This window comes from Pararhizobium antarcticum (assembly GCF_001885585.1).
Classification (GTDB): domain Bacteria; phylum Pseudomonadota; class Alphaproteobacteria; order Rhizobiales; family Rhizobiaceae; genus Pararhizobium; species Pararhizobium antarcticum.
Window position 1 is genome coordinate 132,100 of sequence record NZ_LSRP01000074.1, and the last position, 14,265, is coordinate 146,364.

The 14,265-nt window shown below is 63.8% G+C and carries 14 protein-coding genes; 5 read left to right on the forward strand and 9 right to left on the reverse strand.

The window, feature by feature from the left end:
• Nucleotides 1-42: 42 nt before the first annotated feature.
• The 5 genes from AX760_RS08030 to AX760_RS08050 form a co-directional block, all read right to left on the reverse strand.
• On the reverse strand, nucleotides 43-294 hold the full coding sequence (locus AX760_RS08030; protein WP_071832437.1) for an exodeoxyribonuclease VII small subunit: 252 nt from the start codon (nucleotides 292-294) through the stop codon (nucleotides 43-45).
• A 2-nt stretch (nucleotides 295-296) separates the two neighbouring features.
• A complete protein-coding gene (locus AX760_RS08035; protein ID WP_071832436.1) occupies nucleotides 297-1,223 on the reverse strand; it encodes a histone deacetylase family protein in 927 nt (308 codons plus the stop codon).
• 280 nt (nucleotides 1,224-1,503) lie between these two features.
• Nucleotides 1,504-2,070, reverse strand: a complete 567-nt coding sequence (locus AX760_RS08040; protein ID WP_071832435.1) for a biotin transporter BioY — start codon at nucleotides 2,068-2,070, stop codon at nucleotides 1,504-1,506.
• A 25-nt stretch (nucleotides 2,071-2,095) separates the two neighbouring features.
• A complete protein-coding gene (locus tag AX760_RS08045; protein ID WP_071832434.1) occupies nucleotides 2,096-2,704 on the reverse strand; it encodes an energy-coupling factor transporter transmembrane component T family protein in 609 nt (202 codons plus the stop codon).
• Nucleotides 2,701-3,378, reverse strand: a complete 678-nt coding sequence (locus AX760_RS08050) for an energy-coupling factor ABC transporter ATP-binding protein (protein WP_071832433.1) — start codon at nucleotides 3,376-3,378, stop codon at nucleotides 2,701-2,703. The genes AX760_RS08045 and AX760_RS08050 overlap by 4 nt, the downstream gene beginning before the upstream one ends.
• Nucleotides 3,379-3,510: 132 nt before the next feature.
• On the opposite strand from AX760_RS08050, the gene AX760_RS08055 reads away from it, so the two are divergent.
• Nucleotides 3,511-4,701, forward strand: a complete 1,191-nt coding sequence (locus AX760_RS08055; protein WP_071832432.1) for a winged helix-turn-helix domain-containing protein — start codon at nucleotides 3,511-3,513, stop codon at nucleotides 4,699-4,701.
• Between the two features lie 6 nt (nucleotides 4,702-4,707).
• On the opposite strand, the gene AX760_RS08060 is transcribed toward AX760_RS08055, so the two are convergent.
• The 3 genes from AX760_RS08060 to AX760_RS08070 form a co-directional block, all read right to left on the reverse strand.
• On the reverse strand, nucleotides 4,708-5,595 hold the full coding sequence (locus AX760_RS08060; RefSeq protein WP_071832431.1) for a dihydrodipicolinate synthase family protein: 888 nt from the start codon (nucleotides 5,593-5,595) through the stop codon (nucleotides 4,708-4,710).
• A gap of 74 nt (nucleotides 5,596-5,669) precedes the next feature.
• The gene (locus AX760_RS08065) at nucleotides 5,670-7,016 is read right to left on the reverse strand and encodes a sigma-54-dependent transcriptional regulator (RefSeq protein ID WP_071832430.1); all 1,347 of its coding nucleotides are present in this window, start codon (nucleotides 7,014-7,016) and stop codon (nucleotides 5,670-5,672) included.
• Between the two features lie 4 nt (nucleotides 7,017-7,020).
• Nucleotides 7,021-8,949: a sensor histidine kinase gene (locus tag AX760_RS08070; protein ID WP_071832429.1), complete on the reverse strand. Its 1,929-nt coding sequence runs from the start codon at nucleotides 8,947-8,949 to the stop codon at nucleotides 7,021-7,023.
• Between the two features lie 225 nt (nucleotides 8,950-9,174).
• Here AX760_RS08070 and AX760_RS08075 point away from each other — a divergent pair, with 225 nt between their 5' ends.
• Entirely contained in the window at nucleotides 9,175-10,506 is a 1,332-nt protein-coding gene (locus AX760_RS08075) for a dicarboxylate/amino acid:cation symporter (RefSeq protein WP_071832467.1), read from the forward strand.
• A 37-nt stretch (nucleotides 10,507-10,543) separates the two neighbouring features.
• Here the strand turns inward: AX760_RS08075 and AX760_RS08080 are convergent, their stop codons facing one another.
• Nucleotides 10,544-11,221 (reverse strand): phosphoribosyltransferase, encoded by a 678-nt coding sequence (locus tag AX760_RS08080; RefSeq protein ID WP_071832428.1) that lies wholly within the window; start codon nucleotides 11,219-11,221, stop codon nucleotides 10,544-10,546.
• Nucleotides 11,222-11,412: 191 nt separating this feature from the next.
• Between AX760_RS08080 and AX760_RS08085 the strand changes: the two genes are divergently transcribed.
• From AX760_RS08085 to AX760_RS08095, 3 genes are all read left to right on the forward strand, one after another.
• A complete protein-coding gene (locus AX760_RS08085; protein ID WP_071832427.1) occupies nucleotides 11,413-12,585 on the forward strand; it encodes a M20 aminoacylase family protein in 1,173 nt (390 codons plus the stop codon).
• A gap of 105 nt (nucleotides 12,586-12,690) precedes the next feature.
• Complete coding sequence (greA, locus tag AX760_RS08090; protein ID WP_071832426.1) at nucleotides 12,691-13,173, forward strand: transcription elongation factor GreA; 483 nt, start codon at nucleotides 12,691-12,693, stop codon at nucleotides 13,171-13,173.
• 139 nt (nucleotides 13,174-13,312) lie between these two features.
• A complete protein-coding gene (locus AX760_RS08095) occupies nucleotides 13,313-14,251 on the forward strand; it encodes an MYG1 family protein (RefSeq protein WP_071832425.1) in 939 nt (312 codons plus the stop codon).
• Nucleotides 14,252-14,265 lie beyond the last annotated feature (14 nt).

Here is a 14,265-nt window from a genome sequence, read left to right on the forward strand (position 1 = left end):
GAGGCATTCGAACAGAGGTCCGGGATTTTCCCGGACCGCCCCTTAGGCCCCGTCGAGCGGTTCCACTCCAGCAGGTTTGCCGGCCCTGTCGAGGCGGATCTTCTCGATGCGGTTTTCGGCAGCGTTCAGCAGGGCCTCGCAATGTTTCTTCAGCGCTTCGCCGCGCTCGTAGATCTCGATGGATTTGTCGAGCGCCACGTCGCCGCGCTCGAGCGCCGAGACGATCGCCTCAAGTTCCTCGACGGCCTTTTCGAACGAGAGGGTGGAAACATCGATTTGCGGTGCGGTGGTCATGATTACCCTCTCATCAGGCGCAGGATGTGGATGGCGGCCGATTCGGCCAGTCCCTCGAGGTCATAGCCGCCTTCGAGCAGGCTGACGACCCGGTTTCCGGCCGTGCGATCGGCCAGTTCCATCAGCCGCGCCGTGACCCAGTCGAAGTCGTCGGCCACCAGATTGATCTGTGCCAGCGGATCGCGGTGGTGGGCGTCGAAGCCGGCCGAGATCAAAATGAAATCGGGCTTGAAGTCCGTGAGCGAACTCAGCACCCGCGATTTGAACGCCTCGCGGAAATGGTCGCTGCCGGTATTGGCCGACAAAGGCGCGTTGACGATGTTCCCGGCGCCGGTCTCGTGCTTGGCCCCGGTGCCGGGATAAAGCGGCATCTGGTGCGTCGAGCAGAACAGCACCGACGGATCGTCCCAGAAGATATCTTGCGTGCCGTTGCCGTGATGCACGTCCCAGTCGACGATGGCGACACGCTCGGCGCCGTGTTTCTGCTGGGCGTGGCGGGCGGCAATCGCCACATTGTTGAAGAAGCAGAAGCCCATGGCCTTGTTCTTCTCGGCATGGTGGCCAGGCGGGCGCGACGCGACGAAGGCGTTGTCGGCCTTGCCGGAAAACACCGCATCCACGGCGGCGATCGCTCCGCCGATACCGGTCAGTGCCGCCTGCAGGCTGGCGGGGCTTGCATGGGTGTCTGCCTCGAAAGAATTGATGCCCTCTTCCGGAATGACCGACATGACGGTGCGCAGGTGCGCTTCGGGGTGCGCCAGAAGCACATAGTCCTCGTTCGCCTGCGGCGCTTGAAGGCGCGTCAGGGGCTGGAAATTCTCGTGCTCCAGCGCAAGATTGAGCGCCTTCAGCCGGTCCGGCCGCTCCGGATGGCCGTCCGGCACCTTGTGTTCCAGGAAGATCGGGTTTTCGTAGAGGATGGTTGTCATGGGGGAAACCTAGGCGCTGGGGGTTTCAAGGTCCATGGGATAGGTAGAACGGCCGGCTGTTTTCAACAGGGGAAGACGACAAACCTGCATTCTGTGCGCCGCAATGTCTGGTGATTGGAAAAGAGACATTCTCCAATCTCCGTCATTCCTGTGCTCGTCACAGGAATCCAGTCGCCCCAGTCTTTGGGCGAAAAGAGTCTTTTGACCCGACAGACGTCGGGTCGCTGGATCCCGGAACAAGTCCGGGATGACGGAAAGCAAGGCCGCCAAACATCGACCATCAAGCCCGGTGAGGAAGCAACGGATAGCCGGCCAGAACCGCGCGGGCGGCGAGCGCGGCGATGCCCGCCTTGAGGATATCGCCCGGAACGAAGGCCAGCGTACCGATCGTTGCCTTGGTGAGGCCGAGACCTGTCGGGCCGTAGGCGAGCCAGAGCACACCCATGAGATGGTCCACCAGAATGCCGCCGACGACCGCGGCCAGAAAAAAGCCGCTGATCTGCGCAAACCCCGACTGGCGGGCGTTAACGAAGCGCTCCGACAGGAACCCCGCGACGAATGCAGCAAACGCGAAGCCGACGAGATAGCCGGCCGGAGGAGCCACGAAGACGCCAAGCCCGCCCCGTCCGCCTGCAAGAACCGGCAGCCCGATCGCAGCCAGAAGCAGGAACAGGAGAACGGCGGCTGTTCCGCGCTTGGCGCCGAGGATCAGCCCCGCCAGCATGACGCCGAGCGATTGCGCATGGATCGGCACGGGCACCAGCGACACGCTGACCGGAGGCACGAGGCCGAGAGCGACGATGATGGCGGTGAAAAGGGCGGTCAGAACGAGGTCTCTCGTGCTCATAAAAGCGATTCCTTACGTTGCAGGTCTATGCCTTTTGATTTCTTATGCCCCGCGCGTCAATGGCGCCCGCCACCTCATCGGCACTCTTCAGGGTCAGAATGATTAGCGGAACCACCACCGTCAACGGCCGTAGCTTGATGCCCCGCGCCAGATGGGCGTCGCGGACCGACTGGTAATGACCCGTGATATCCGGCACGAAGCGGATCACCAGCCCGATCGCAAGGCCGATATCGGCCGCGTTGACGAGACCCATGCGTTCCAGCGGCCGCGCGGCCTCCGTCGCAACCTCGATAAAGGCGCTGACCGTCGTCGTCGCGGTCACGGATGCGGCCAAAAGCATCAGCACGCTCAGCCGCAGCAGCGCGACGGTGGCTTCTTCGGCGGACTGGACGAGAAAACTGAACAGCGCGACCACGGCGATCGTCCACAACACCGGACGTAGTCGATGCAGCGACACTTTGAACCCGAGCGGCAGCATGGCGTAGAGATAAATCGCAAGCGCCAGCGCCGTGCCGAGCGCAAGCGGCGAGCGTGTCAGGAACAGAAGGATGCTGGCCAGCATCAGCCCGGCGAGTTTCACCCGCGGCGACAGCCTGTGCAGGGCGGTGTTGCCGTCCACGTAAAGTGTCTTCATGCCGCGATCTCGCGATAAAGTTCAACCATCTTCGCCGGCGGCCCGTCCCCGCACAGCCGGCCCTCGTGAAACAAAAGCACCCTGTCGAAATCGGCGATCAGGTCGAGATCGTGGCTGATGACGATGACATGCTCGTCCAGCCCGTCAATGGTTCTGCCAACCAGAGCGCGGTTGCGGATGTCGAGCTGGTTGGTCGGCTCGTCCATGATCAGGATATCCGGTGCAGTCACAAGAACGGACGCCAGCGCGGCAAGCTGGAGCTCGCCGCCGGACAACTCATGCACCCGCCGCGACCCGAGATGGCCGATGCCGAACCGCAGGAGAACGGCTTGCGTCCGCGCTTCGATCTCCGCCTTTGAAAGCCCGCGTCCCTTGAGCCCGAGTGCAATGTCCTCGGAAACGATCGGCAGGATGAGCTGGTTCTGCGGGTTCTGGAAGATGAAACCGGCCTGTCCGAGCACCGCCTTGTCGTCCGTGACGGTATCCAGTCCGTTGACCGTGACCGAGCCGGAAGTCGGCTTCACGAGACCGTTGATCAGCCGGGCAAAGGTTGTCTTGCCGGAACCGTTGAGACCGATGATGCCGATGCGCCGCTCGCGCAATGTCAGCGTCAGCGGATGGAGCGCGATGCGATCCCCGAAACGGACCGTGGAATCGGCAAAGCATATGTCCAACCGTGATCTCCCGCGCGATATCGGGGCTCTATAGGACGAATTTTCACCGAATGGAAATCGGCCATGCATCTTGCCGTAAACCGATATGTCTTGCTCTTGAACAAAAAGTGAACATCTGCGTAGATTGCACATATGTCGATTCTCGTCTCCAACCGCGATGCGCGCCTGATCTTCCTCAACCGCCAGGGGCTTGCGGCCGCGCCCAACCGTGCGCTTGGCAAGCAGGGCCTGCTGGCGCTCATCCAGGATCTTGGTTTCGTCCAGGTCGACAGCATCCAGACGATCGAGCGAGCCCATCACCAGATCCTGTTTTCCCGCAACCAGACCTATCGCCGCGAGGACCTGAGCGAGCTTCTGGAAAAGGACGGTGCGCTTTTCGAACACTGGACGCATGATGCCTCGATCATCCCGAGCGCCTTTTTCGCCTATTGGAAACATCGCTTTGTCCGCCGCGAACTGGTTCTGCGGGAGCGCTGGCGCAAGTGGCACGGCGAGGGTTTTGACGCGGCCTTCGAGGAGACCTTGCAGCGCATCACGGACAACGGACCCACCATGTCGCGCGATATCAAGGTCGCCGACCACAAGTCCGGCGGCTGGTGGAACTGGCACCCCAACAAGACGGCGCTTGAATTCTACTGGCACACCGGCAAGCTCGCCATCGCCGGCCGCCGCAATTTCCAGAAGGTCTATGACCTTGCCGAGCGCGTTCTGCCCGCCCATCACTATGCGCCGGAAGTCAGCGAAGCCGCCTTCATCGACTGGTGCTGCCGCGCAGCGTTGACCCGTCTCGGTTTTGCCACCCATGGCGAGATCGCGGCATTTTTTGCGCTTGTGTCGCCCGAAGAGGCCAAGGACTGGGTGGTGGCCCATCGCGACGAACTCTGCGAGGTGCTGATTGCGCCGGCCGACGGCGGCAAGCCGCGCCCGTCCTATGCCTTCCTGGGGTTCCCGGACACGCTCGGCACGCTGGTCGATCCGCCCGCCCGGATCCGCGTTCTCAGCCCCTTCGATCCCCTGATCCGGGACCGGAACCGCACCGAACGCCTGTTCGGGTTTTTCTATCGCATCGAGGTCTTCGTGCCAGAGGCCAAGCGCGAATACGGTTATTACGTCTTTCCGCTGCTTGAAGCCGACCGCCTCGTTGGCCGCATCGACATGAAAGCCGATCGCAAGGCCGGCACGCTGGATGTCAAGCGCCTCTGGTGGGAGCCCGGCGTCAAGCCATCCACCGGGCGCCTGGATCGGCTCGCGGCAGAGCTGGCGCGGCTGGCAAAATTCACCGGCGTCGAGAGCGTTCGCTTTCTCGACGGCTGGCAGGGGTAGCATGTTCTACAGGAACGGCTGCAATGCCTCTTCCACCCGGCCGTAATCCGTGGACGACAGCGGCAATACGGGACGCGGCGGCGCGCACCGACACAGATCGAGACAGGCGGCGATCGCATACATCACCCGGAAGCTGCCGAATTCCCTGAACAAGGACCAGAGCGGCTCGAAGGTCGCGTTCAGGCGCTGTGTTTCCGCAGCATTGCCGGCCTGTGCGGCGCGCGTCAATTGCAGCGCAGGCGTGGGAAGCAGACCGGCCACGACGCTGTACCAGGCGTCGGCGCCGGACAACAGGGCGTCTGCGGCCCCCCAGTCGCCGCTGTAGCCGATGCTGAAATCCGGCCGGGTTTGCGCGCGCAGCAGGGCCAGTTCGCCGGAAAAATCCGCGTCGGCCGGCAAGGGCATTTTCACGGCAGCAATGCCGGGAATGGCCGCGAGACGGGCGATCAACGCCGGGCGGAAGGTGAATTTCGTTGTGCCCGGATTGTTGTAGATGCAGATCGGCAGGCTGGTGACGCCAGCGACGGCGCAAAAGTGCTGGAACACCTCTTCCTCGGTGAGCGGCGTGTAGGACATGGGCGCAAGCAGCAGACCGTCTGCGCCGGCCGCGCCGGCATCCCGTGCCAGCGCCTGAACCGCGTCGGTCCTCAAAGCCCCGATGCCGACGATGACAGGCTTGCGGCCGGCAACGCAATCGACGGCGGCCTGAACGGCGCGGCTGCGTTCGTCGCGCGACAGATAGGCATAACCGCCGGTGCTGCCGAGGAGGCCGATCGAATCCGCGCCGGACGTGTAGATTCGGTCCAAGAGACCGTGCAGCGGTTCGATCTCGACCCGCCCTTCTGTATCGGTCGGCGTCGGTGGAAAGGCGCAGAGGCCATGAAACAGTTTCAAGATCTACTCTCCATGATGGTCGCTGGCATGTCGGCGGAAAGCCGGAGCCGATCTCCGATGACGGCATGCCGCTTTTACTTGCCCGCCGCATAGAGGCTTCGGCTGATCCCGTGGCGCTGCAGCTTGTCATAGAAGGTCTTGCGCGGAATGCCCAGCGCCTCGAGGGTGCGGCGCACGTCGCCATCATGGGCCGACAGGGCCTCGCGCAGCATGTCGGCCTCGTAGCGTTCGAGCCGTTCCGGCAGGGTTCCTGCGGATGGTTCGGGCGCGGCGGGTGCAGCTTTGCCGCCCTCCAGCCCCAGCACGACGCGATCAGCGAAATGCGAGAGTTCACGGACATTGCCCGGCCAGGCATGCGTCATCAGATGCTGGCGCACGGCATTGGAGACGTCCGGGATATCCCGGTTGAAGCGGGCGGCGGCGCGGCCGGCGAAATGCAGGAAGAGCAACGGTATATCCTCGCGCCGTTCGCGCAGCGGCGGGATGGAGATCGTCACGACATTCAGCCGGTAGTAGAGATCCTCGCGGAAATCGCCGCGCAGGGCCGGATTGCCGAGATCGATCTTGGCGGCTGCGACGACACGCAGGTCGACCGGCCGCACCTCGTTGACGCCGAGTGGCGAGATCTCGCGCATTTCCAGCACGCGTAGCATCTTCACCTGTGTCGCGGCCGGCATGCTTTCGATCTCGTCGAGAAACAGCGTGCCGCCGCTGGCATGCTCGATCCGGCCGATGCGCCTTTTCTGCGCACCGGTGAAGGCGCCGGCCTCATGGCCGAAAAGCTCGCTCTCGATCACTGTCTCGGGCAGCGCGCCGCAGTTGAGGGCTACGAAATGGCCGCGCCGGCGCCGGCTCCACTGATGCAGCGTCTGGGCAACGACCTCCTTGCCGCTGCCGGTTTCGCCGGCCACGAGCACGTCGACATCGGTATCGGCAATGTGGCGCAGGATGCTGCGCAGGTTTTCCATCGCCGGCGTCTGGCCGATCAGCGGCAGGCCATCCTGCGCAGCCTCGGCCGCATGGCGCAGCGCCCGGTTTTCCAGGACGAGCCGCCGCTTCTCGGCCGCCCGTCGCACGCTCTGCACCAGCCGTTCGGCCGGAAACGGCTTGGCGATGAAATCATAGGCCCCGGCCTGCAGCGCCTGCACGGCCATCGGAATATCGCCATGTCCGGTCATCAGGATTACAGGCAGATCCGCATCCATGGCCTTCAGTCTGGCAAAGAGCTGCAGCCCGTCGATTTCAGGCATGCGGATATCGCTGACGACGGGCCCCTCGAAATCCGGCGACAGCATCTCTAAGGCTGCCTTGGCGCTGGCAAAGGACGAAACCGAGAACCCGGCGAGTTCCAGCGTCTGCATGGTGGCGCGGCGCAGGTCCCGGTCATCGTCGATCAGCGCAACGGGAATTGGCGTGTCCATGGTATCAGGCCCTCTTCAGATGAATGGCAAAGCGGCTGCCGTCGCTGTCGCTCGAAACGTCGATCCGGCCGCCATAGTCCTCGACAATGTCCTTGGCGATCACCAGCCCGAGCCCCAGCCCGCTTTCCTTGGAGGTGTTGAACGGCGTGAACAGGTTGTCGCGGATGGTGGCCGCGATGCCGGGGCCATTGTCGGATACCGTCACGGTCACGCTGTCCCCGTCCTCGTCGACGGTGATGGCGACCCGCCCGTCGGCTGCCTTGGGCGCCACCGCTTCCAGCGCGTTCTGGACGAGATTGATCAGCACCTGCTCCAGGCGAATGCGGTTGCCCATCACTTTCAAATCGGGCGAGGGCCGCGCGATGTCGAGCCTGTCCATGCGCCCGGCAAAGCGGCTGCGCAGCAGCATCAGGGCGCCATCGATGATGTTGCCGATGTCGGTCGGCGCAGCGGCGATGCGTCCCTTGCGGGCAAAGGTCTTGAGATCGTCGGTGATCGTACCGATCCGCTCGGTCAGCGCTGCTATGCTTTCGAGATTGTCCACGGCCGGTGTCAACTGGCCGCGATCGATAAAGGTCCGTGCATTGTCGGCAAAGGCGCGGATCGTCGCCACCGGCTGGTTGATCTCATGCGCGACGCCAGCCGCGACCTGACCAAGGATTGACAGGCGGTTGGCCTGGACGAGATCCTGCTGCACCGCCTGCAGGCGGCTTTCGGTGCTGCGATGGTCGTTGATTTCCGCTTGCAGCCGGTCGCGCGCCCGGCTGAGATCGATCGTCCGTTCTTCGACGCGACGTTCGAGTTCAGCCCGCGTCCGTTCTTCCCTGTCGAGGCGCAGCGCGGTGGCATGGCGCCGGCGCAAAAGCAGGGCAGCCCCCGCCACAACAGGCAGAAGGGCCAGCATCGCCAACAGGCGCGCCTCGCGCATGCCGGCGTCGATGGTCGGTCCGAGCGGCGCCAGGTGCTGCAACTGCCAGGGCGTTTCCGCCACGGGCAGGCCGACCTCGAGAAAGCGGGTCTTTCCAGTATCGCCGGGCATAACGATGCGCACGCGCTCGGCTTTGCCGGTATCGCCGGGCATGACGATGCGCACGCGCTCGGCCCGCTCGTCTAGAGACCCATCCGTGTCGAATGGCAGCGGCTGCAGCGGCGCATCGCCGAACTGCAGGCTTTCGCGGATCGCCACGAGACGCGTGTTGGGGATCTTGCCGATGGTCATAAAGCGCCAGGAGGGAATGCTGGTGATCAGCACGATGCCGCGATCGTCGATCACATAGCTTGGCGTGCCGGATGCGGCCCAGTCGGCCTCGACGGCATCGAACTCGACCTTGACGACGACGACGCCGAGCGGCGTTTTTTTACCCTCGCGTTCCCCGTCGATGCGCTGCGAGATGTAGAGCCCGGGTTTCTTGCTGACGCTGCCCAACGCGAAATGCTCTGCCCGGCCGTCGTTCAGGGCGCCCTGGAAATAGGCCCGGAAGCGATAGTCATTGCCGACGAAGCTCGTCGGTTCGCGCCAGTTGCTGGCCGACATCGCGATGCCATCCGGCCCGATGACATAGATGACGGACTCCTGCGTTCCCGCCGACAGCGTTTCGAGCTTGCGGTTGAGCTGATCGCGCTCGCCTGCGCTGCCGCCGGCAAGGGTCGCCGCAAGGTCCTTGTCCCTGGACAGGACGAAGGGCAGGGCCCGGTATTTTTCGAGCACCGTCCGCAACAAAGCGGCATTCAGGCTTGCATCGATCCGCGCCTGCTGCGCCACCGATGTCTCGGCGCGGCGCTTTCCGATCTCGCCGCTGACCGCAAGGCTCGCGACGACGGCCACCAGGCAGACAAGGCCGAAGATGATCCACGAACGGCGAATGCCTGTGCGCAAGGGATCGGGTGGCGAGAGCCGGGCGGGGAGGGAAAAAAACATGGGAGATTTGTGCATATTTCTGCACGGACTGTAAATAGTCGTGTGCGGATTTCCGCACGAATGAGCTCATCGGAGATTTCGATGTCTGGTTAAAGCATTTATTTTCAGATGCTTAGAGGATCTGCAGAAACTGGCACGGCGCTTGCGAATGGTTTTGCCAACAACGGCTTCGTCGTTGGATTTGAAGCAAATGGCCCGGGAGGCCGGAATTCGTTCCGGACGGGTCTCATGGAGGACATCATGATTGCAGCATTCGATGCGGCCGCAAAGCCGGCAGAAAAGACACCCTTCTACCGCCATCTCTATGTGCAGGTTCTGGTCGCGATCGCCGCCGGCATTCTGCTTGGCCATTTCTATCCGGAATTCGGCACGCAGCTGAAGCCGCTCGGCGATGCCTTCATCAAGCTGGTGAAGATGATCATCGCGCCGGTCATCTTTCTCACGGTCGCCACCGGCATCGCCGGCATGAGCGACCTGCAGAAGGTCGGCCGCGTCGCTGGCAAGGCCATGCTGTACTTCCTGACCTTCTCGACGCTTGCGCTGATCATCGGTCTGATCGTCGCCAATGTAGTGCAGCCCGGCGCCGGCATGAACATCGATCCGGCCTCGCTCGATCCTTCGGCGGTCGCGACCTATACCGAAAAGGCCCATGAGCAGAGCATTGTCGGCTTCCTCACCCATATCATCCCGACAACGATCGTCGGCGCCTTCGCCGATGGCGACATCCTGCAGGTGCTGTTCTTCTCCGTCCTGTTTGGCCTGTCGCTGGCCATGGTCGGCGAGAAGGGCGAGCCCGTCGTCAACTTCCTCAACGCGCTGACGGCGCCGGTGTTCAAGCTGGTCGCCATTCTGATGAAGGCCGCCCCGATCGGTGCCTTCGGCGCCATGGCCTTCACCATCGGCAAATACGGCGTCGGCTCGATCGCCAACCTTGCCATGCTGATCGGCACCTTCTACGTGACGGCGCTTCTGTTCGTCTTCGTCGTGCTCGGCGCGGTTGCCCGTTACAACGGCTTCTCGATCGTCGCCCTCCTGCGCTACATCAAGGAGGAACTGCTTCTGGTGCTCGGCACGTCGTCGTCGGAAGCGGCCTTGCCGGGCCTGATGGACAAGATGGAAAAGGCCGGCTGCAAGCGCTCGGTTGTCGGTCTGGTCATACCGACCGGCTATTCCTTCAATCTCGACGGCACCAATATCTACATGACGCTGGCGGCCCTGTTCATCGCCCAGGCAACCGGCATCGAGCTGTCCTGGGGCGATCAGATCCTGCTGCTGCTGGTGGCCATGCTCAGCTCCAAGGGCGCTGCCGGTATCACCGGCGCTGGCTTCATCACGCTGGCCGCCACGCTTTCGGTCGTGCCGGCCGTGCCGGTCGCCGGCATGGCGCTGATCCTCGGCATTGATCGCTTCATGTCGGAATGCCGGGCGCTGACCAATCTCGTCGGCAATGCGGTTGCAACCATCGTCGTCGCCCGCTGGGAAAACGAACTCGACACGGTGCAGCTGGCAGCAGCCCTGGGCGGCACGCGCGAGGACGAGGTGCCGCTGGCAGGCCTTCAACCGGCCGAATAACGCCACGTTTCGATAAAAGGGGGCGGCTTGAGTCTGTTCAGGCAGACCAGCCGCCCTTTGCTGTTTTCGACAATAGCGGCGTTGAAAATGCGCCAAGGGTGCGGTCCGGCCAATGCGCGCCCCGCTCTGCAAGCCGCGCCCGCCAGCGGTCCGATTGCAGCATGGCGGCGCCGATGCCGACAGGCTCGATGCCGGCGATCGCCAGAAGCGAAAGCCCGGCGACGATCGAGCTGCCACTCGAAATCACGTCGTCGACCAGAACCACGCGGCGGCCCTGCAAGAGCGGCAGCATGCGCGGATCGATATAGAGCCGCTTGACCTGGTCCGGCGTGGTGATCGACGACATCGGCACCGAAAGGTCCGCGTCGTACCAGAACTTCTTCGACGTGCCGAGCGGTACGTAGCGGCTGTGGCCGAGCGCGCGGGCAACGCCGCTGGCAAGCGTCAGCCCCAGCGTCGGAAGCCCGACGATCACGTCCGGCCGAAACGCGGTGAGCCTGTCCGCGAGTTGCTCCGACAGCGCATCCTGTACGGCAAAGCTCGCCTGGTTGATGATCAGCGATGCCAGCGCATGATGGCCATCCGCAAGCGGCCGGATCGGCAGGCGCAAGTGCCGCCCGTCGCCAAGCGTTGCGGGATAGAAATCCCGATGCTCGGCCAGCGGATCGACGGTCGCGGGCGGATGCAGTTCCTGCCAGAAGTCATGCGGCTGCATGGTATTTCCCCTTTTCAGCGAAGGCCACGAATATCCATGCGATAACAGCAGGATCGGCCTTCGATTCCGGCTGGTTTTCCACTATACCGGCAGGGCGTCAAGTCGAAGCATGCGCTCAGTGTCCGGGTATACGGGCAAGGCGCCCGTTCCAGCCTCCAAGAGTGACAGCCCTTCAAGGAATTGCCCGACCGATGAACCTGCCTGACCTTTTGTCCGCCGACCTGCCGTTCCTGACCGCGCTGCGCCGTGACCTGCACGCCCATCCCGAGCTTGGCTTCGAAGAGGTCCGCACCGGCGGCATCGTCGCCGATATCCTCGAAGATGCAGGCATAACAGTGCATCGCGGCCTTGGCGGCACCGGCGTGGTCGGCACGCTCACGGTCGGCAAGGGGCCGCGGACCATCGGCCTTCGCGCCGATATGGATGCGCTCGCAATGCCGGAAACAGCCGATCGCCCCCATAAGTCCACGGTTGATGGCCGGATGCACGCCTGCGGCCATGACGGCCACACGGTGCTGTTGCTGGGCGCCGCCCGCTATCTGGCGCAGACGCGGAATTTTTCCGGCACGGTGCATTTCATCTTCCAGCCGGCGGAGGAGGGGCGTGGCGGCGCGCGGCGCATGGTCGAGGACGGCCTGTTCGATCGTTTCCCCTGCGATGCCGTCTATGGCCTGCACAACATGCCGGGCCTTGATCCCGACGAAATCGCCGTGGTCGAGGGGCCGCAGCTGGCCTCGTCCGACAGCTGGCGCGTCACCTTTCGCGGCACTGGCACGCATGGCGCCAAGCCGCATCTCGGCCGCGACCCGATCACTGCCGCCGGCACGTTTCTGGCATCGCTGCAGACGATCGTCGGCCGCGTCGTCGACCCGCTGCAGCCCGCTGTCGTCAGCGCCTGCTCGGTCCAGGCCGGCAACCGCGAGGCGCTCAACGTCATTCCGGATAAGGTCGAGATCGGCGGCACGGCCCGCGCCTATGCACCGGAGGTGCGCGACCAGCTCGAAACCGAAATCGGCCGTCTGGCCAAGGGCACTGCCGCCATGTTCGGCATCCAGGCCGACTATGCCTTCGAGCGCCGGATTCCGCCCGTCATCAATGATCCGGACGCGACTGCAAGGGCGTGCAAGGCTGCCTCGACGGTCTTTGGCGGACGCGTCCGCACGAAGTTCCCGCCGTCGACAGCCGGCGACGACTTTTCCTTTTTCGCGGACAAGGCACCCGGCTGCTATGTCTGGCTCGGCAATGGCCCGGCCATCGACGGCGCGCTGCATCACAATACGGCCTATGACTTCAACGACGCAGCACTCGGCCCCGGCATCGCCTTCTGGACGGCATTGGTCGAGCAGGAGCTGCAGCCGGAATGATCAGGCTTTCGCAAGCATTGTGGCGGATGCCGCCCTATATAGGGGCGGATGGGCAATGGCCCTTTGTAATGCGCCGCTTTCGGCGCGCCGGAATGGAGTTTTGAAGTGAGTGTCGCCTTCACCAAGGAAGAAAGTTCGGAAACGGCTGCGGAAACCATGCTGCCTGACCGTCCCGTCTCACCGCACCCGAACCTTGTCACCGAGGCCGGGTTGAAGGCGCTTCAGCAGCAGCTGGGCGAGGCCAAAACGCTCTATGACGCGTCGAGCACGATCGAGGATGTCAACGAGCGGCGACGACAGGTTGCCGGCCCGCTGCGGGACGTGCGCTATTTTGCAGCACGGGTTCACACCGCCCAGCTGATGGCCGATCCGGCATCGACCGACATTGTCGCCTTCGGCAGCACGGTGACCTTCAGCCGCGACGACGGCCGCGTCCAGACCTATCGCATCGTCGGCGAGGACGAGGCGGATCCGAAGGCCGGCTCGATTTCCCACATGTCCCCGGTCGCCCGCGCGCTCCTCGGCAAAACCGTCGGCGATGAAGTCGAAACCGGCGGCCACGACATCGAGATCGTTGCAATCGGATAGAGCCTGGCGCGTGTGACAGCGCGCAGCCCTTGCCGCGTTGGGAAATGCGGCGGTCGCGGGTTGAGATGTGCGTCGGCAAAGACTATCTGAGGGGACATTGTAAAAAGCGGCGCCCGCGAACACAAAGGCACATCCCGGCATGACCCCAGATTTTCTCGTGACCCATTCCGGCGGGTTCCATGCCGACGAACTGCTGTCGAGCGTAATCCTCACCCGGCTGTTTCCACAGGCCCGGATCATGCGCAGCCGCGCGCCGGAGTGGATCACCCCTGCTGCAGACCGCATCATCTATGATGTCGGCGGCGCCTATGATGCGGACCGGCAGATCTTCGATCACCACCAGCGCGGTGCGCCGCTGCGCGCCGATGGCCAGCCCTATAGCTCGTTCGGACTGATCTGGAACCATTATGGCCGCGCCTATCTTGCAGCGACCGGTCTGCCGGAGGCGCATATTGACGCCGTGCATGCGTCGTTCGATGCTGGCTTCGTGCTGCCGATCGATCTGATGGACAATGGCGCGCTCAATCCAGCCATTGCCGGCCCGCTCGCCGGCCTGACGCTGCCGGTGCTCCTGGAAACTCTGAAGCCGGTTTTCGATGCCACCGATCCGGAAGCCGAAAACAGCGCCTTTCACATGGCGCTCGCCATCGCGCGCAGTTTCGTCGAGGCGAAGCTCGCCCAGAGTGCTGCCAAACTGCGGGCTGAGGGCCTCGTCCATAAGGCGATCGAGACGGCAGGCGAGGGGCGCATTCTGGAGCTGCCGCTCGGCATGCCCTTCCGGGCCGCTGTCGTCAAGGCCGGCGCCGATCACCTGCTGTTCGTCGTCCATCCCCGTGAAAAAGACTGGTGTCTGACAACGATCCGCCGCGCCGACGAGGGGTTCGAGGTGCGGGCCGACCTGCCGGCCGCATGGGCCGGACTGACCGGCGCAGATCTCGAGACCGCGTCCGGTGTGGACGGCGCAAGCTTCTGCCACAATGGACGCTTTGTCGCAGCAGCAAAAACCCGTGTGGCCGTTCTGGCCATGGCGGAACTTGCCGTCGCGGACGCGCTCGCCGGCGGTGCCGGCAACTCATAGCGGGCGAATAACGC